The 18749-nt window shown below is 62.8% G+C and carries 16 protein-coding genes; 4 read left to right on the top strand and 12 right to left on the bottom strand.

The window, feature by feature from the left end; all coding sequences use genetic code 11:
- Position 1: 1 nt before the first annotated feature.
- The 4 genes from BW979_RS06880 to BW979_RS06865 are packed head-to-tail and all read right to left on the bottom strand — an operon-like array spanning position 2 to position 7744.
- Complete coding sequence (locus BW979_RS06880) at positions 2-4570, bottom strand: alpha-2-macroglobulin family protein (RefSeq protein ID WP_076383465.1); 4569 nt, start codon at positions 4568-4570, stop codon at positions 2-4.
- Entirely contained in the window at positions 4567-5226 is a 660-nt protein-coding gene (locus BW979_RS06875) for a DUF1175 family protein (protein ID WP_076383464.1), read from the bottom strand. The genes BW979_RS06880 and BW979_RS06875 overlap by 4 nt, the downstream gene beginning before the upstream one ends.
- The gene (locus BW979_RS06870) at positions 5211-6920 is read right to left on the bottom strand and encodes a DUF2138 domain-containing protein (RefSeq protein WP_076383463.1); all 1710 of its coding nucleotides are present in this window, start codon (positions 6918-6920) and stop codon (positions 5211-5213) included. The genes BW979_RS06875 and BW979_RS06870 overlap by 16 nt, the downstream gene beginning before the upstream one ends.
- Positions 6921-6955: 35 nt before the next feature.
- Positions 6956-7744, bottom strand: coding sequence for a YfaP family protein (locus BW979_RS06865; RefSeq protein ID WP_047229732.1), 789 nt, complete (start codon positions 7742-7744; stop codon positions 6956-6958).
- A gap of 497 nt (positions 7745-8241) precedes the next feature.
- On the opposite strand from BW979_RS06865, the gene BW979_RS06860 reads away from it, so the two are divergent.
- From BW979_RS06860 to BW979_RS06845, 4 genes are all read left to right on the top strand, one after another.
- Entirely contained in the window at positions 8242-8484 is a 243-nt protein-coding gene (locus tag BW979_RS06860) for an exodeoxyribonuclease VII small subunit (RefSeq protein WP_047229733.1), read from the top strand.
- A complete protein-coding gene (gene ispA, locus BW979_RS06855) occupies positions 8481-9368 on the top strand; it encodes a (2E,6E)-farnesyl diphosphate synthase (protein WP_047229734.1) in 888 nt (295 codons plus the stop codon). Before BW979_RS06860 ends, ispA begins: the two co-directional genes overlap by 4 nt.
- A 105-nt stretch (positions 9369-9473) precedes the next feature.
- Positions 9474-11372, top strand: a complete 1899-nt coding sequence (gene dxs / locus BW979_RS06850; protein WP_047229735.1) for a 1-deoxy-D-xylulose-5-phosphate synthase — start codon at positions 9474-9476, stop codon at positions 11370-11372.
- A gap of 145 nt (positions 11373-11517) precedes the next feature.
- Complete coding sequence (locus BW979_RS06845) at positions 11518-13398, top strand: TonB-dependent receptor domain-containing protein (protein ID WP_076383462.1); 1881 nt, start codon at positions 11518-11520, stop codon at positions 13396-13398.
- A gap of 137 nt (positions 13399-13535) precedes the next feature.
- Here BW979_RS06845 and BW979_RS06840 read toward each other — a convergent pair whose 3' ends face one another.
- The 8 genes from BW979_RS06840 to ribH all read right to left on the bottom strand — a co-directional run bounded on the left by BW979_RS06840 (position 13536) and on the right by ribH (position 18703).
- Positions 13536-14333 (bottom strand): cobalamin-binding protein, encoded by a 798-nt coding sequence (locus BW979_RS06840; protein WP_047229736.1) that lies wholly within the window; start codon positions 14331-14333, stop codon positions 13536-13538.
- On the bottom strand, positions 14333-14752 hold the full coding sequence (locus BW979_RS06835; protein ID WP_047229737.1) for a hypothetical protein: 420 nt from the start codon (positions 14750-14752) through the stop codon (positions 14333-14335). Before BW979_RS06835 ends, BW979_RS06840 begins: the two co-directional genes overlap by 1 nt.
- A complete protein-coding gene (gene ribA, locus BW979_RS06830) occupies positions 14749-15366 on the bottom strand; it encodes a GTP cyclohydrolase II (protein ID WP_047229738.1) in 618 nt (205 codons plus the stop codon). Before ribA ends, BW979_RS06835 begins: the two co-directional genes overlap by 4 nt.
- A gap of 109 nt (positions 15367-15475) precedes the next feature.
- Positions 15476-16234, bottom strand: coding sequence for a substrate-binding periplasmic protein (locus tag BW979_RS06825; RefSeq protein WP_076383461.1), 759 nt, complete (start codon positions 16232-16234; stop codon positions 15476-15478).
- Between the two features lie 11 nt (positions 16235-16245).
- Entirely contained in the window at positions 16246-16749 is a 504-nt protein-coding gene (locus BW979_RS06820) for a phosphatidylglycerophosphatase A family protein (protein WP_047229740.1), read from the bottom strand.
- Positions 16746-17711, bottom strand: coding sequence for a thiamine-phosphate kinase (gene thiL / locus BW979_RS06815; protein ID WP_076383460.1), 966 nt, complete (start codon positions 17709-17711; stop codon positions 16746-16748). Before thiL ends, BW979_RS06820 begins: the two co-directional genes overlap by 4 nt.
- An 18-nt stretch (positions 17712-17729) precedes the next feature.
- Entirely contained in the window at positions 17730-18230 is a 501-nt protein-coding gene (gene nusB, locus BW979_RS06810; protein ID WP_047229742.1) for a transcription antitermination factor NusB, read from the bottom strand.
- Positions 18227-18703 (bottom strand): 6,7-dimethyl-8-ribityllumazine synthase, encoded by a 477-nt coding sequence (gene ribH, locus BW979_RS06805; RefSeq protein WP_047229743.1) that lies wholly within the window; start codon positions 18701-18703, stop codon positions 18227-18229. Before ribH ends, nusB begins: the two co-directional genes overlap by 4 nt.
- Positions 18704-18749 lie beyond the last annotated feature (46 nt).

Here is an 18749-nt window from a genome sequence, read left to right as displayed (position 1 = left end):
GTCAGTTGACCGTGACCTGACCGAGCGCCGGTTTCTGTTCCCGAGCCTGATGCTGCGGTGCATAGACCTGGGTGAAACGCACCGGCGGCAAGCTGAACTGGCCCTTCTGGGAGAAGCGCACCAGATGCCGCAGGCGCAGCTCGCCACTGAGGGCGTCCAGCGGCACCGCGTAACCCATCTGACCCGGCTCGAAGCGCGCCTTCTCCAGGGAAGTCGGCTCACTGCCGGCCTTGCCCAGCAACTGGATGCCCCAGGTGGTGCGCTCCACATCGGCACCCGGCGGCAGCGGCACTTCGAGCATGCCGTAGCGCAGCGGCGTAGAGGCCTTGCTGTTGATGATCACTTCATCCAGATAAAGGCTGTCACTGGACAGCGGCTTGCTGCCCACGGCTTCGAGCTTGAAGGTGAAGGCCTCGTCGCCCGGCACCAGACGGGACAAGCGCCGGGTAATGGTCACCGCCATCGGCGTCACGGGCGCTTGCTGGCTCTGGTAGCTCAGTGCCGCCTGCAACGGGCGCTCCTCGGCACCGCTTAAGGTCAGCAGGGTCGGTAGCTGCGCGCCCTGCCATTGCCAGTAGGTTTCACCGGTGGCCCCTTGCCGGGCCTTCCAGCCTTCACCCGGGGTCAGGGCCACGGCGGGCGCGGCCTGCTCGATGCTGCGTTGCAGCCAGGTCAAGGCCAGGGCCCGTTCAAGGGTCGATTGCTGCGGCAGCAGACGTTCGAGCAATGCCTTGGCACGCGCCTGATCGAAGCTTTGCAGTGACAGGCTCAAGGCCTCGACGAACGGCTGGGAGCTGACGTCCAGTTGCTGTTGTGCGGCGTCGAGTTGCCGGCTGAAGGCCTCCGGCAGCGGCACCTTCACCTGCCTGGCGAGGGACGCCGTCAGCATGCGGGCGCTGGCCAAGCCCAGGGCCGAATCCGGCGCGCTCATGACCAGGCTGTCTTCGCCACTGTCCATCACGCTCGAATCGCCGCCCTCGCCGGCTTTCGCCAGGTCGTCCATCAAGCCGCTGAGCAAGGTGTTCACCGGCAGTTGCATCTGTTTGGCGAACGACAGGATCAGCGCACGCTGCAGCAACGGCGTATCGCCGGCCTGTTTGGCGTAGACCTCCAGCACCCGCTGCCAGTGCTCCGGCGGCAGGCTCAGGTCCAGGGCCTGGCTGGCGTGCCAGTCGGCGTAATAAGCGTAGGCCGTGAGGAACGCATCCGGTTCGCCAGCCTGGCCCCACCAGGTGAAGCTCGCCGCAGGCCCGGCCATTTGCACCAGGCGCAGGCGACTGTTTTGCATGATCAGCCGCAAGCGATCGCGAATCTGCGGGTTCGCCGCCAGGGTCGGGTAGGCGATGCTCAGCGGCAGCAGACGACTGGCAGTTTGCTCGACGCCGCCGTAGGGGTAGCTCAACAAGTCATCCAGGGCCGAACGGAACAGCGCTTGCGGGCTGTCGTCCAGGCGCAGGCGGATATCGCTGGCATCAAGCGGCAGGCTCAGCGGTGTGTCACCGCTCGCCACGTCAAGGCGCTGGCTCTGGGTGACTTGCCAACCGTTGCCAATGGCATTGAGTTGCACGGCCAGGGTGTCCTGGGTTTCGCCATTGACCTGCAACTGCACGTTCAAGTCGCCGTTGCTCAACTCCAGAGACGGTAGCGCCACATAGTTGATGCCGTGCTTCAGGTCCGCCACCACGCGCTGTTCAGTACCGGCGTAACGGATCAGCAGTTCGGCCTTCAACGGCTGTTCGGACTGGCTGAAAGCGAACAGGCCCATTTGCGGTTTGTCACCACTGCGGAACCGGGTCGGGCCGCTCCACTTCAGGTACAGCGGTTTCTCTGAACCGATGAATTGCTTTTTCTGCCCCACCTGACCGTCGTCGGCGATGGCCCTGGCGGTGATGCGCCAGCGAGTCAGGGAGTCCGGCATCTTGAAGGTGAAGCGGGCCTTGCCGTTGGCGTCGGTGACCAGCTCCGGTTGCCACGCGGCAGTGTCGACATCTTCACGACGAGGCCGCTCCAGCACTTTGACCCCGCGCTCGCTGCGGTTGGCCTTGCCCGGCGCGCCGGGGCTGCCCGGCAGGGCGACGTCGTAGCTGATGAACGACAGGCTGGCGCTGGTGCGCACGTTGTTGCGGCGCGGATGGTAGAAAAACTGATCGATGGTGGGCGCCACTTCCGGTTGCAGGGCGTAGATCATTTCATCCACGACACTGACGGTCAGGTGCGCCGGGATCGCCTTGCCGACGAACTGGGTGCTCAGGTCCACGGTCACCGTGTCGCCAGGCCGATAAGTGGCTTTGTCGGTAACGATGGCGACGTCGATCTGCGGCGCGACCACCTTGATACCGGCGTTCTGGAAGCTGTATTGGCCGCCCTTGGTGTACAGCACCGAGAAGGTCAGGTTTGGCGCAAAAGCGTCTTTCACCGGGATGCGCGCGCGGTATTGAGTGTCGCTGAGCTTTTCCATTTTCAGCCAGTCGCCGCCCTTGGACAGCAGCGCCGTGGCCTCGACCTTGTCCCGCTCCAGTGACAGCAGCGCATCGCTGACCGGCTCCGGGAAGGTGATCAGCGCCAGGGCTTCGTCACCGGCCTGATACTGGGCTTTGTCGAGGACGATCTCGACCGTGCCCGGCACGGCCTTGATACCTTCGCCGGTCACCGAATGGCCAGTGGCGCCAATGACTCGACCGTGGTCATCCTTGAGGGTCAGGTTGTAGGTGCCCGGACGCTCGAAGGTCAGGCTGAAGCCCTTGTCCTTGGCCGCCAGTTTGCCTTCGCCGGTGGTCTGGTCTTCCAGCCGCACCCAGGCGTAGCTGCCCGGCGTCACGGCGTTGCTTTGCGCGTTGCCACCCTCGTTGGTGTAGCTGAACGAGACGTTCTCGCCGGCGGCGCTGAAACGCTGGGGCGCGCTCAGGCGAAAGTTCGCCGCGCCACGGTCGATGAGAATTTCCTTGGTGGTCTTAACTCGATACGCCGCGCCATCGCTGGCAAACACAGTGAGCGTATAGCGACTCGGCTTGTCGGCGGCCGGCAGTTCGAGGGTGGCGCTGCCCTTGGCATCGGTGGTCACTTCGCTGCTGGTCAGCTCCACCGGGAATTGCCCCAGATATTGCAGCTCGTTATCCACCATCGACAGTTGCTGGGCCCGCAGGCTCAGGCTCACCTTGGCGTTGGCCACCGGTTTGCCGTCCGGGTACAGCAGCACGAGAGCGCCCTTGACCGGCTCGCCGGTGCGGTAATCCTGCTTGGCGAGGTTCAGCGCGATCTCGAAGTGTGGCTTGATGTATTCGGCCACGCGAAAGGCACTGCTGTAGAGCTGGTCCTTGTAGCCAAAGCGCAACTCATAACCACCGGCCACGGCGTTTTCCGGCAGCTGGAAACGGCCTTGGGTGCCGGCCTTGGAGTCCAGCTTCAGGGCCAGGGTCTGCAGCTCGGTGCCGGTGGCATCCAGCACGCTGACATTGACGTCGGCGGCCGTCGGCTGCACCGAGTCCCGGGCATTCTTGAATTCACGGCCGACGATTTTCAGCGACACCCAATCCCCCGGCCGATACAGCGGCCGGTCGGTGAAGGCGAACAGCTTGGTGTCGTAGATTTCGCTGTCGTAGTAGAAGTTTTCCGAGACGAATACCCCGCCCTCCTCGTCCTCGCCGATGACAAACGAACGCTCCGGGCTGACGTGCTTGAGGCGCAGCAAGCCGTCTTCATCGGTGGCGCCGCTGCTCATCACGCCCAGGCCGTCGGTCCACAGCACGTTGACCTTGGGCACCGAACGACCTTCGTGTTTACGCGCGGCCCAGACCAGCAGCTCGTCCCCGGCGATCTTGCTCACCGCTACGGTGTTGGAGACAAACACCATGGTGGTGGCCCGGTATTTCCCGATCAGTGCTTCCACCAGATACAGCCCCGGTTTCAACTGGCCCAGCGGCACGTAGACGTTGCCTGGCGCGACGCTGATGAATTCACTCGACGAACCCGCCAGGTTGACCCCCGCTGGCGGTTGGATCGGCTTGGCCTGCCAGAGCGGATAACGGAACTGGCTGACCACCGGCAAACCCGGAATCAGGGCGAACTGTGGTTGCGCGTCGTACGGCGTCGGCGCGGCGATGGCGCTGCCCATTTTCAGTTCCGGCACTTGCTCGGTGACTTGCTGACGCGACTCGTAGGAAAACGCCCGCTGCATCACCCGACGGGATTTGCGGTACCAATTGTCCCACAGGTACGCCAGGGTGTTCGACAGCCCTTCGCCCTTGAACTGGCCGTCGCTGACCACCCGGTGCAGGTTCTTCTGGCGCTTGAGGAAATCCAGCGGTTTTTCGATGCGATAAACGCGGATATCGGCACCGCCGTACGGCTCCATGCGGAATTTCCGATAGTCGCGCCCCGGCGCTTCGAGGCGGACCATGGCTTGCTCGTCACTGGCAAAACTGCTGTCGGCCAGCAGGAAGAAGCTTTCACCGGCCAACGGTGTGTAGCCGCTGGGCTGCACAGTGTCTTCGGCATGAACGATCGGCGCCAGCAACAGGGCCAACAGCAGGGGCAATTTTGAACACAAGCGCAGCATGCGGGCACCGGTCATTGGGAGAGAAAGTTGAGTCGATAGACGCCGATGAAGTTGGGGTTGGCTGCGTCGGGTATCCATCGGGTGTCCTTCCAGTTCATGAGTTGCTGCAGGCTTGCGGAGCGCATGCCGTTGTCGGTTGGGGTGGTGGTGCCGGTGTGATAGGCGATGTTGCGGCCCATCCAGATCATCAGGTGCTGGTCATCGCCCTGATCGAAGAACATCAGATCGCCCGGACGGGCCTGGGTGACATCCCGGCTCACCAGATGGCTGTTGAACTGGATCAGCTTGATGGCGTTGACGTAGGGTCCGACCTTGCCGCCGCCCTGTTGCCACTGCTGGGCCAGACGTCGCTGGGCATCGCTCAGTTCAAGCTCTGGCGGCAGGTAGCGATTGGACAGGCCATTGCTGCGCAACCACTTCTGGTCGTGGACCTTCAGCGCTTCATTGGCCGCAAAGCGCACCAGCCCGGCGCAGTCCTGTTGGTACCAGCGCGGGCTCGGGCCTTTGGTCAGTTGTTCCTGGGCAATGCGCACGAACCAGGCACGAAAGACCTTCGATTGCTGCACATCCAGCGTGGGTGTCTGAGCGGCAAACGCCTGCCCGCCCAGCAGCAGCGCCAGCATCAACACCCATCCGGGGCGGCGGATCAACCCGGTCACAGCGCTTTCCATTCCAGTGGCAACCACTGCCAGTGGCCGTCCGGTTCGCTGCCTTCAGGCAACGTCAGTGCGTATTTGCCGTAGCCGCCAAGGGTGCGCAGCTTCGGAATCAGGTAGGTTTGCGCGGCGTTGTAGAACACCGGCTCCATGTCCTGGGGCAAGCTGTCGAGGGTTTCGCGTTGCATCAGTTGCGCCATGGCATCCGGGCCGAAGTAGACCGGCATCAGCAGGTCCTTGGGCACCACGTCGGCCATGGGCGGGAAACGTTTGTCGAGGGTGCCGAGGGCCTTGTCTACCAGTTTGTCGTCGAGGGAAAACAACAGGGTCGAACCGTGCCGCGCCAGGCTGACTTGCATGAACGCCTTGCCGGTGATCGACTCGGGCTGCGCGGCGTCCTTGGCCGGGTAAGGGCCGAAGTTGGAGCTGACCTGGCGTTGCCAGCGGTGCATCGGGCCTTCCTGTGTCTCAACAACGGGAAACGCATGTTCGGCCACGTTGTTTTCGTAGGCGCCCACCATCGAACCGAACAGGTTGCCCAGGTCGGCATCGAGCTTGCCGCCGTCATCGTTCAGGTTCGCCACCAGCAGTGGTGTGTAAAGCCGCGAATCGGCGTACCAGCACAGCCCCGCCGCGCCGGCCATGTGCTCGATCATGGCCTGGGCCGCGTTGTCGTCGGCACCGAGTTTCACCAGCAATGGCTTCTGTTGTTCGGCGGCCAGGGGCAAAGCGACACAGGCGCTGGCGCCCATGGGCATGGCTTGCCAGATTGGCTTGAAGTCGAAGTCTGGCTGGTCTTCCAGCTCGTCCATGGCCAGGAAGCTGTGCCAGCCCTTGTCGTCCATGTCGAAACGCAACCCGGCGAAGTTCGGGATGAAACGCTGGTAGCCCATGGCGAGCACGCTGGCATTGACCGAGATGCGTTGCTTGACCTCAGGCGCCTTGGGCAGCAGGCCAAAGGCTTCGGGGAAGAGTTTTTCACCGGCCAGCAGCGCTTCGAGGGCCTGGGTCGAGACCATGCCGGGTTCGTCGGTGGGGCCACTTCCCAGGTCGTAGAGTCTGGTCGGATTGGACAACACCACCAGCTTGTCGCCATGGGAAGCGAATACCAGGGCTTTGCTGGCGTTATAGGTGAGTTGATAGACCGGCACCACGTCGCCGGCCACGTTCATCTCACCGAGCTGGCTGAGCTGTGAATCATCCAGCGCCACTTTTGCCAGCGGCTCCAGCACCTTGGCCAGGCCACCGCGATCCATCACCAGCAGAAAATCCTTGAGCCGCCCGTCGGCGCCGCGCCATAGCGCTACATCGGCCGGCTGGTCGAAAAGCTGCTCGATCAGGCTGTCCTGCAGTTTGAGATCATGCTCGTAGATGATCCGCCGCAGGCTGCCGATCAGCCCGAGGCGGTCGGCATGGGTTTCGTAATAGAAGACGAAATCCTCGGTGAGCGTGGCCTTGAGGAACGGCACCGCCAGCAAGTCCTTGGGCAACTGGCTCAGGGAGTGGGCCTCGAGCAGGCCGTCGGGGCGGCTCAGGCCGAGTTTTTCCAACGCCAGTTCCATGGGCGGTGCCTTGGGCTTGGTCATGAACCAACCCAGTCCGGCGGCGACACCGGCCACCAGGCACAGCCCGATCAGCAGCGCCGGCCAGCGGCGCACAGGTTTGGTGGCGGGGGCCGGCGCGGTCGGGGAAGCAGTGTTGTCGCTCATATTCACAAGGGCCTGTTCATCCGTGGAGCGGATACTTAGTAGTTGAAAGTCTTGACCAGCAACAGATCGCCGATGGCGCGCAGGGGCACGACAAAGGTTTCGCGTTTTTCATCGACGGTGTTTTCGTTGAGCACCAGGTTGATCTGCGAGGTGATCACCTCGTTCTGGTTGCTGGTTTCTTCGAAGTTGTAGCCACCGTTGCTGTAGTTGCCCCAGTAGTTCACGTAGACCAGGTAGGTACCGTGCATCGGCGCGGTCATGGTGAACATCTCAGGGCCAGGGCCATCGACGCCATCGGGGTCGAGGCCGCCGCCGTTGCTCAGCGCCGGCCGGCCGAAGAACGCATGCTGGCCGTCGGGGGTGACGATGTGCAGGTCCAGCTCGGCCTTGGGATCGTCCCAGCCCAGCACCACGCGGATCTGCGCCGGGGTTCGCTGATTGTTGGCTTCATAGAACTGCACGCGCTTGAGGGACTGGCCTGCGGAACTGCGTACCTCGACGCTGTTGGAGCCAGCACCAAAGGCATACGGGCGGGCGAAACGCCCTTCATCGTCGGTATAGAGATTCAGTGGATTGCCGTTGACGGCCAGGCTGTGGGGCGCCCGGGCCGTGCCCATGGCCTTGAGCCGACCCTCGATCATCGTGCGATTGCGCTGCACGCCGCGGTCGATGGGCGGCGTGGGATAGGCCACGCGTGGGTTTTCAGTGCGATCGAGCAAGCCGCTGTAGCGCCAGCCGCCCACCGGTTCCGACAGCTCGGCGGCAGGCTCGGCCCACGCCAGTGGCGCGCCCGCCAGCACGATCAACAATGAAAGAAAACGCATGTCTGCCTCCTGCCATGCATGACCCAACCCGGCGCCCTTCCTCGGCGCTGCCTGTCATTATTCGGGTTACGTCTGAAGGCCCCGCCACAAGGGGCCCGTAGATGCGGCGAAGGTTAGCGATTCGGCGGATTATTCACAATCAGGGAACGCGCGAATCTGTGTGGGAAATCACGTACTGAGGGGGGCGTGAGCCGATTAGCGCGGCTATTCGGCTCACGAAATGAGCCGAATACGGAAACTGACGTAGCTTCGGAGGTAATCCCGTTGCCTCTATTGGCGCTGGCGAAGCCTGCGATCTTTTAACTTTCGCTCAAGATTCAATTGGCAGGGGGAAGATCGCAGCCTCGTTGCACTCGACAGTTCCTACAAGTCCAGCAGGAGCTTGCCCCTTACCAAAAAGCAGTGTTTCACAGACCGCGCAGGTCCTGCTCTGATTGCCCCAATACCCCATGTCTGCTAGTGTCGCGCCCGTTTAACAGTCAACCGGAATCGCCGCCATGGCCCGCAAAAAAGCTGCACTGGACTTCGAACAATCTCTGGCCGACCTGCAAACGCTGGTCGAGCGGCTGGAGAACGGCGAGTTGTCGCTGGAAGACTCGCTGACCGCCTTCGAGCAGGGTATCGGCTTGACTCGCGACTGCCAGGCGGCGCTGGCCCAGGCCGAGCAAAAGGTACAACTGTTGCTCGAACGCGATGGTGAGCTGACCGAAGAGCCTTTCGACGCGGACCAGCCTGAATGATCGGCGCTTATCAGGCCGGCAGTCAGGCCCGGGTCAACGCGGCACTGGACACCCTGTTCACCGCCCCAAGCCCTGAGCTGGCGCGGCTGTACGAGGCCATGCGCTACAGCGTGATGAACGGCGGCAAGCGCGTGCGTCCGCTGCTGGCCTACGCGGCGTGCGAAGCCTTGGGCGGTGCGCCTGAACAGGCCAACGGCGCGGCCTGCGCCGTGGAGCTGATCCACGCGTATTCGCTGGTCCATGATGATTTACCGGCCATGGACGACGACGATTTGCGTCGCGGCCAACCCACCACCCACAAGAAATTCGACGAAGCCTGCGCGATCCTGGCCGGTGACGGCTTGCAGAGCCTGGCGTTCAGCGCCCTGCTGGAGCCGACGCTGAACGATTGCCCGGCGCAGATTCGCTTGGACATGGTCAGCGCCCTGGCGCTGGCGGCAGGCCCGGCCGGAATGGTCGGCGGCCAGGCCATCGACCTCGGTTCGGTGGGCCTCAAGCTGGATCAGAGCGCGCTGGAATACATGCATCGGCACAAGACCGGCGCCTTGATCGAGGCCAGCGTCAAACTCGGTGCCCTGGCCAGCGGTCGGGCCACGCCTGACCAATTGCAAGCCTTGCAGACCTACGCCCGGGCCATTGGCCTGGCGTTCCAGGTGCAGGACGACATCCTTGACGTCGAAAGCGATACCCAGACCCTGGGCAAACGCCAGGGCGCCGATATCGCTCGCGACAAACCGACCTACCCGGCCCTGCTCGGCCTCGACGCTGCCAAGGCCTATGCCCTGGAGTTGCGCGACCAGGCCTTGAGCGCGCTGCGACCCTTTGACGCGGCGGCCGAGCCGTTGCGCGAGCTGGCCCGATATATCGTCGAACGCCGTAGCTGATACGGGGTCAGACTGCGTATCGGCCAAGTTCCGGCCTACGCGTGGGCAGCTTGCGATGCATAAGGTAAACTGCCGCCTCTTTCTATACCTATAACGATTCGCCTGATGCCCACGACGTTTCAAGAGATTCCCCGCAAACGCCCGACCACGCCGCTGCTGGACCGCGCCAACACGCCGGACGGCTTGCGTCGCCTGGGTGAAGCCGAGCTGGAAACCCTGGCCGATGAGTTGCGCCTGGAGCTGCTCTACACGGTCGGCCAGACCGGTGGCCACTTTGGCGCCGGCCTTGGCGTCATCGAGCTGACGATCGCGCTGCATTACGTATTCGACACCCCGGACGACCGGCTGGTGTGGGACGTCGGTCATCAGGCCTATCCGCACAAAATCCTCACCGGCCGTCGCGAGCGCATGGGCACGCTGCGCCAGAAGGACGGCGTGGCAGCGTTCCCCCGGCGCTCCGAGAGCGAGTACGACACCTTTGGTGTCGGCCATTCCAGCACCTCCATCAGCGCCGCCCTGGGCATGGCGATTGCCGCCCGTCTGCAAAACAGCGAGCGCAAGGCGATTGCCGTGATCGGTGATGGCGCTCTGACGGCAGGCATGGCTTTCGAGGCGCTGAACCACGCACCGGAAGTCAACGCCAACATGCTGGTGATCCTCAACGATAACGACATGTCGATCTCGCGCAACGTCGGCGGGTTGTCCAACTACCTGGCGAAGATTCTTTCCAGCCGCACCTACGCCAGCATGCGTGAAGGCAGTAAAAAGGTGCTCTCACGCCTGCCAGGCGCCTGGGAAATCGCCCGCCGCACCGAGGAATACGCCAAGGGCATGCTGGTGCCCGGTACGCTGTTCGAGGAGCTGGGCTGGAACTACATCGGCCCCATCGACGGCCATGACCTGCCCACTCTGATCGCCACCCTGCGCAACATGCGCGATCTCAAAGGCCCGCAGTTCCTGCATGTGGTCACCAAGAAAGGCAAAGGCTTCGCCCCGGCGGAAGTCGACCCGATCGGTTACCACGCCATCACCAAGCTTGAGCCAGTGGACGCCCCGGCCACCGCTCCGAAGAAGGCCAGCGGACCGAAGTATTCCGCTGTGTTCGGCCAATGGCTGTGCGACATGGCCGCCGCCGACCCACGCCTGGTGGGCATTACCCCGGCGATGAAGGAAGGCTCGGACCTGGTGGCCTTCAGCGAACGCTACCCGCAGCGCTACTTCGACGTGGCGATTGCCGAGCAGCACGCTGTCACCCTCGCCGCCGGCATGGCGTGTGAAGGCGCAAAACCGGTGGTGGCGATTTATTCGACCTTCCTGCAACGCGGCTACGACCAGCTTGTTCATGACGTCGCGGTGCAGAACCTCGATGTGCTGTTCGCCATCGACCGTGCAGGTTTGGTAGGCGAAGACGGCCCGACCCACGCCGGCAGCTTCGATCTTTCGTTCCTGCGCTGCATCCCCGGCATGTTGCTGATGACGCCGAGCGATGAAAACGAGTTGCGCAAAATGCTCACCACCGGTCACCTGTTCAATGGCCCGGCGGCGGTGCGCTACCCTCGCGGCAGCGGCCCGAATGCGACCATTGAAGCTGATCTTGAGCCGATCGAAATCGGCAAGGGCGTGATTCGCCGCCAGGGCAAGCAGACCGCCCTGCTGGTGTTTGGCGTGCAACTGGCCGAGGCCTTGAAGGTCGCCGAAACCCTGGACGCCACCGTGGTGGACATGCGCTTCGTCAAACCCCTGGACGAAACCCTGGTGCGCGAGATGGCCGGCAGTCACGAACTGCTGGTGACCGTCGAGGAAAATGCCATCATGGGCGGCGCCGGAGCGGCGGTCAGCGAGTTCCTGGCCCGGGAAAACATCCTCAAGTCGGTGCTGCACCTGGGCCTGCCGGACATCTACGTCGAACACGCCAAACCGGCGCAGATGCTGGCTGAATGCGGGCTGGACGAGGCCGGGATCGAAGCGGCCGTGCGCCAGCGGTTGCAGGTGCTGGGCCGGTAATCTTCAGACCACAAAACCCTTGTGGGAGCGAGCCTGCTCGCGATAGCGGTGCGTCAGTCAATATAGATGTCGACTGGTCTTACGCCATCGCGAGCAGGCTCGCTCCCACAGGGGTATGCGTGGAGCCATATTTCTCGGAACACCCATGAAACTGCGCCTCGCCCTGACCTTCTCACTGCTACCAACCACCGAGCTGCTGGCCGACACCTTCGAACGCGACCAGGCCCTCAAGCTCCCCGACGTGGTCATCAGCGCCAACCGCCAGGTCGAGGCCCGCAACGACAGTAGCGCCGCCAACACGGTATTCACCCGTGACGACATCGAACGCCTGCAACCGGCCAGCGTGACCGACCTGCTCAGCCGTGTGCCGGGGGTTCAGGTGGCGCCGCTGGGCGGGCGTGGCAGCCTGCCGGGGATTTACATTCGTGGCACCAAATCGGCCCAGAGCCTGGTGCTGGTGGACGGCCAGCGCATCGGCAACTCCACCTCCGGCGACAGCAACTTGCAACGCCTGAACATCAACCAGATCGAACGGGTGGAAGTGCTGCGCGGTTCGCGCTCAGTGATCTACGGCGCCGACGCGGTGGGCGGGGTGATCCAGATCTTCACCCGTCGCGGTAACGAACAAGGCCTGCAACCGCGCTTGCACCTGGGTTTCGGCAGCCACCAGACCTGGGAGCGCAGCCTGGGCCTGTCCGGCGGTGATGATCGAACACGCTTCAGCCTCGGCGCCAGCCTGGATGAAAGCGATGGGACCAATCGCACCCATGAGTCCTACGCCAGCGACCGTGACCTTGATGCCAACCGCAACCAGTCCTTGAGCCTGAGCTTGAGTCATGAGCTCAACGCTGACCTGGAAGTGGGCCTGAACCTGCTGGATAACCGCGGCAAAAGCGAATACGACAACCCGTTCGGCCGCTTCGACCCGAACACCTTCGAGTCGTTGCCCCAGCAGCCCTACAGTGAATTTGCGGTGAGCAGTTTCAGCACTTATGTCGATGGGCGCATCAACGACGCGTGGAAATCGCGCCTGGAACTGGGCCACAGCGAAAACCGCGAAAAAACCTTCGACAAACTCAGCGATGTCCGGGAAGTGTTCAACACCTACCGCGACTCGCTGACCTGGCAGAACGATGTAACGCTGGACGATCGCAACAGCCTGATTGTCGGTGGTGATTGGTATGAGGATCGGATCAGCAGCAGCACGCCCTATGACGAAGACAGCCGCTGGAACCGTGCGGCGTTTATCCAGCATCGTTTCCGGGGCGAAACGTTCTCCACCGAACTGGGCGTGCGCCGCGACCAGAACCAGCAATTCGGCGCCCAGAATAGTTGGAGCGGCACGTTCACCCTGCCGGTGAATCCGGACAATGATGTACTGCTGACCTACAGCGAAAGCTTCCGCGCACCGACCTTCAACGACCTGTACTACCCGGACTTCAGTAACCCGGACCTTGAACCCGAAACCGCCAAAAGCTACGAACTGCAATGGCGCAGCCAACTGAGCGACAGCGCCCGCCTGGAGACTTCGCTGTACCGCACGGACCTGGAAGACGCGATTATTTTCGGCAGCAACTCACGCCCACAAAACGTCGCCTCGGCACGAATCAACGGTTTCGAAGCAGCCCTGAGCCAAGAGTTATTCGGCTGGCAGGGCAATTTGGGCCTGGCCATCATCGACCCACGGGACCGCGACAGCGGCCACACCCTGGCCCGCCGCGCCCGCCGGACCTTGAGCCTGGACCTGGATCGCCAATTTGACCGCTTGAGCCTGGGCGCCACCTGGCAAGCAGTGAGCAGCAGCTACGACGATGAGAACAACCGCAACACCCTGGGCGGATACGCCCTGCTCGGGTTGCGCGGCAGTTGGACGTTGAACCGCGAGGTGAAGCTGGAGATGAAGGTCGATAACCTGCTGGACAAGGGCTACAGCCGGGCGCTGTATAGCCATGAAGGTGGGCAGTATGGGTATCGTGAGGAGGGCCGGGCCTGGTTGTTTGGGGTGACCTGGACGCCGGCGCTCTGATCCAGAGATTGTGGTGCCGGGACTGACCTCATCGCGAGCAGGCTCGCTCCCGCAATTTGATCCGATGTGAATAAAAAATCAGCGGTGCCACAAATCCCTGTGGGAGCGAGCCTGCTCGCGATTGGGAGCACCGCGGTTTATCTGTCCGGCGCAATTAGCCCGCACAACCGCGCCGTCGCCTCGATCATCTGCCCACTGGGTCGCTCCAGCCCCTTGTCACTGACCAACAGCAGCCGCCCCTGCGCCACCGCCGCCAGCTGCGGCCAGGCTTTCCACGCGTCGAGCTGGGCTTGGTCCGTGGCCAGGATGATCTGCGGATTGCGCTGCAACACTGACTCCACACTCACCTGCGGCGCCGGCAAGGTCAGGTCGGCAAACACATTGCGTGCCCCGCAAACCGCCAGCGCATCACTGATGATCTGCTCGCCGCCAACGGTGTACAGCGGCCGGTCCCAGACCTGATAGAACACCGGCAACGGCGTGTCGCGCCGGTAGCGCTGACGCAACGCCTCAAGACGCCCGCGCAACTGCGCCGCTCGCTCCACGCCCCGTTCCGGGCGGCCGAGTTGCGTGGCGATGGCTTCGATTTGGGTGATGAGCTGGTCGAGACTGTGGGGTTCGGCGACGTAGACAGGAATCTTCAATCCCTTGAGCTGCTGGCGTTGGGCGTTGCCGACGCTGCCGGGCCAGAGCAGGAGTAGATCGGGCCTGAGACTGAGCAAGCGCTCCATGTCCAATTGGCCATAACGCCCCACAGAAGGCAGGTCTTTCAACACCAAGGGCCGATCGCCGCCATCCAGCACGCCCACCAGCAGGTCGGCGGAGTCCAGTTCAACCACGATTTCAGACAGGGATGGAGCCAGGCTGACCACGCGCTGGGCCGCCACCGTCGAGGCGCTGACGGCCAACAGCAGGACCGCCAGCCAGCGGATCATCAACCGAGCTGACGCGGGATGCGATACAGGTAGAACAAGACCGTCGTGGACAATGCCAGCAGCATCAACGGCACCGCTTCCAGGCCCACGAACACCGCCAGGGCGCCGATCCAGGCCGGCAGGCCAGCAGCGAGAAAGGCCACACGCCGCCGGGCCGCCAAGGCGATCCAGGCTTGAGGCTCTTCGGGGGTGTCGAGGGCTTTTTGGGTGGCGATCAAGGCGTGTTTGTAAGCGCCAAAGAAGCGCAGGCTGACAAACATCGAGGCCACGCCAGCGATAAACAGCGGCATCGCCAGCACCGGCAGAATCGCTTCGCCCTGGCCGAATACCGCGTTGATCACGAACAGCGGCAGCAAGGCCAGCGCCAGGTATTGCCACCAACTGACGGACAGTCGCCGCCGAACCTGACCGCGCGTCACGCCCGATCAACCTCGCCCTGGTGCTCGTTGCCCATCATGTGGTCGAGCTTGCTGGCCTTGGTCGCCAGGTAAAGCTTGTTGTGGGGGTTGTGCCCGGTGTGCAGTGGCACGCGCTCGGCCACCACGATGCCCATATCGGACATCGCCTTGACCTTGCGCGGGTTGTTGGTCATCAAGCGCAACGACTTGACGCCCAGATGTTCGAGCATCGGCAGGCAGATGCTGTAGTCACGCAGGTCGGCCGCAAACCCCAGGCGCTCGTTGGCTTCGACCGTGTCGGCGCCGCCATCTTGCAGCTCATAGGCGCGAATCTTGTTCAGCAGGCCAATGCCGCGGCCTTCCTGGCGCAAGTAAAGCAGCACGCCACGCCCTTCGCGGGCAATGGCCCGCAGCGCGGCCTCAAGTTGCGAGCCGCAATCACAGCGCTGGCTGAACAAGGCATCGCCCGTCAGGCATTCAGAGTGCAGGCGGCCCAGTACCGGGGCACCGTCGGCGAAATCACCCAGGCTCAGCACGACGTGCTCGCGGCCAGTGGCTTCATCGAGAAAACCATGCATGGTGAATTGCGCAAAAGGCGTTGGCAGCTTGGAAGCGGCAACAAAAACGACAGGCACCGGTGTGCTCCTGATCTATTACTGGAGATTCGCAGAGGCGGGCATTGTAACAGCACGTCCCGACCGACGCTCAGGCTGAATTATCGGCCATAAACATCGAAAAGATTGATTACGGCTTTGGTGGCCTGCCGTGCTCGTCGAAGGGATAGGGTTGTTTCCAGCGTGCAAAAATCGGCTTCAGTCGACCGTTCTTCACCAGCTCAGCCATGCGCCGGTCAAACAGGCCCCGTAGCACCCGACCGTTTTCGGTGTTGGCAAACCCCAGATAGAGCGGCAGATTGATCAGCGGCGAAAGTTTGAATTGCTGGGGATTCTCGGCCTTGGCAAGTACGTTCTCGATTTCCATCAACGCATCGATATAAAAATCGGCGCGATCATGGACCAGCATCGGCAGGATGCCCACGGCACGGTGAATTTCGTTGAATTTGCGGATGTTAGGCAGGTAGCTGTCGTATTCGTAGCCACGCATCCACACCAGCCGATAGTTGCCGACCGTCGCCAATGTAGGAGACGGTTTGGAGGCCAGCCCCAAGGCGTAGATGTGATCGACATCGTAGTGCCATTGAGGATAAAGCACCCCCTCCGACTCATCGAGATAAGCGCCCACCTGCACATCGACCTCACCGCGCTGCACCAGCCCGATTGAACGGGTGTACGGCACGCTGCGGGTTTCCAGCCTCACGCCTGCGGGCTCGAACACTTCACGCAAGATGTCCCACGCCATGCCCTTGCCATCAGCCTGGGAGTAATCCGCCCATTCCTCGCTGGCCGCGCGCACCTTGTCGGGCAGCGCCGTCGGCTCGGCCGCCCGCGCGCCGAAGCAGCCCACCAGACACAACAGCAGTAAGAGTGCGCGGCTTGCGCCCATGCCTGAATCCCTCAGGAGAAACACCACACCAATCCTTGCATCGCCAGCCAGGCGAAGACACCGGCCAATACATCGTCAAGCATGATGCCTACGCCTCCATGCACCTTGCGGTCGATCCAGCGGATCGGCCATGGCTTGAGGATATCGAAGAAGCGGAACATCAGAAAACCCGCCAACAGCCAATACCACCCTTCAGGCACCAGCCACAGGGTAATCCACATGCCGACCATTTCGTCCCAGACGATGCCCTCATGATCGTGCACCCGCAGGTCATCCGCCACCTTGCCGCACAGCCAGAAGCCGAACAGCATGGTGATGCCGAGCATCAGCCAGTAGCCCCAGTCCGGCAACATCTGCCACAACGGTATAAAGGGTAGCGCAACCAGCGAGCCCCAGGTGCCCGGAGCTTTAGGTAAAGTGCCCGAACCGAAGCCGAACGCGAGGAAATGCCAGGGATTACGCCAGACCGAGGGCGGAACGAATTCCGCCGGGACCTGGTTGGGATGATCTGTCACGGTGTCTCCCGAAAATGTTGATAGCCCCGGATTTTCGGGGTGATGTCGTGTCCATCGCTGTCGAGCAGCGCAACACCTTGCCCGGCCACCACGCGACCGATCACATGGATCGGCCAGCCCTCGGCCTGCAACGCCATCAGTCGGACAGATGGCAAGGTGAATAGCAACACGTAATCGTCACCACCGCTCAACGCGGCGTGCGCGGCATTCGCTCGGCCCAGGAACGCTACCAAAGCCTTGGACAATGGCAGGCGGTCACGTTCAACGTGTAACGCCACACCTGACGCCAGGGCGATATGCCCGCAATCGGCCAGCAGGCCATCAGAGATATCCATCGCCGCGCCAGCCTTGCCCCGCAGCGCCAGGCCGAGGTCGATTTGCGGGCGTGGCGACCAATAATGCGCCAACAGCGGCTCGGCGATATCAGGTTCGGCGGTGCGCTGCCCCAGCACGAGCGGCAATGCGCCAGCGCCATTGCCCAACTCGCCACCGACACATAGCCAATCACCAGGCTGCGCGCCGCCGCGAGTCAGTGCCTGGCCGCACGGCACGCGACCGAACACCGTCAGGGTCATGCTCAACGGCCCACGCGTAGTATCACCGCCCACCAGCGCGACATCACACGCCTGGGCCATCTGGTTCAAACCACGGGCATAGGCTTGCAACCAATCGGCGGTCACCGTCGGCAAGGTCAGGGCCAGGGTAAATGCAAAAGGAGTAGCGCCCATGGCGGCCAGGTCACTGACCGCCACGGCCAGCGAGCGCTGGCCGAGCAGGAACGGGTCGCAAGGGTCTGGAAAATGCACACCGGCCACAAGGGTATCGGTGGACACCGCCAACTGCTCCCCGGGTGGAACGGCCAGCAAGGCGCAGTCGTCGCCGATCCCGAGCGCAACGCCCTCGCCGCCCTGCGCGCAAGACGCGGCGGCGAAGTAATGACGGATCAGCTCAAATTCGCCCATAGTCGCTGCAAACGCCGGTCAGCGCTTGAACGCCTTCACTTCAGCTTCACGCAGACGCGGGGCCAGCTTGTCGAGTACACCGTTGACGAACTTGTGCCCATCGGTGGACCCGAAGACTTTCGCCAGCTCGATCCCTTCGTTGATCACTACGCGGTAAGGAACGTCGACGCGCTGCATTAGCTCCCAGGTGGACAAGCGCAACACCGCCAGTTCAACCGGGTCCAGCTCTTCGATGGTCAGGTCCAGGCAAGGGGCCAGGGCAATGTCGATTTCGGTCTTGTGGGCCGGGACGCCATGCAGGATCTCGCGGAAGTACGCGCCGTCAACGTCACTGAAGTCGTTGTCGACCCGAAACTGCGCTTCAATCTCGTTCAGCGATTGCTTGGCCATGTGCCATTGATACAGCGCCTGGGTCGCGAGCTGACGGGCTTCACGACGCTTGACGCTCTTCGAAGGCTTGCCGGCATCGGCTGGCTTGGGATCGCGCGGGTTGAAACGATCGCTTTCGTCGCTAATCACTTGGCCTCCAACTGCGCCAGCAGGCTGACCATTTCCAGGGCGGACAGGGCAGCTTCGGCGCCTTTGTTACCGGCCTTGGTGCCGGAACGTTCGATGGCTTGCTCGATGGAATCAACGGTCAGCACGCCGAAGGCGACCGGCACGCCGAATTCCATGGACACCTGGGCCAGGCCCTTGGTGCATTCGCCAGCCACGTATTCGAAGTGCGGAGTACCGCCACGAATGACCGCGCCCAAGGCGATGATCGCCGCATATTCGCCCTTTTGAGCGACTTTCTGCGCAACCAGCGGAATTTCGAAGGCGCCAGGCGCACGGATGATGGTGATGTCGCTTTCGCTCACGCCATGGCGAACCAGGGCATCGACCGCACCGCCAACCAGGCTCTCAACCACGAAGCTGTTGAAACGGCCCACTACCAGAGCGTAGCGGCCTTGAGGGGCGATGAAGGTACCTTCGATGGTCTTCAGGGTCATTCGTCAGATCTCTTAAAGAGCCAGAGCGCGTTCGAATACGCGCTCC

Source organism: Pseudomonas sp. A214 (assembly GCF_900156295.1).
Lineage (GTDB): Bacteria > Pseudomonadota > Gammaproteobacteria > Pseudomonadales > Pseudomonadaceae > Aquipseudomonas > Aquipseudomonas rhizophila.
This window is presented reverse-complemented; position numbering and strand designations above follow the sequence as displayed.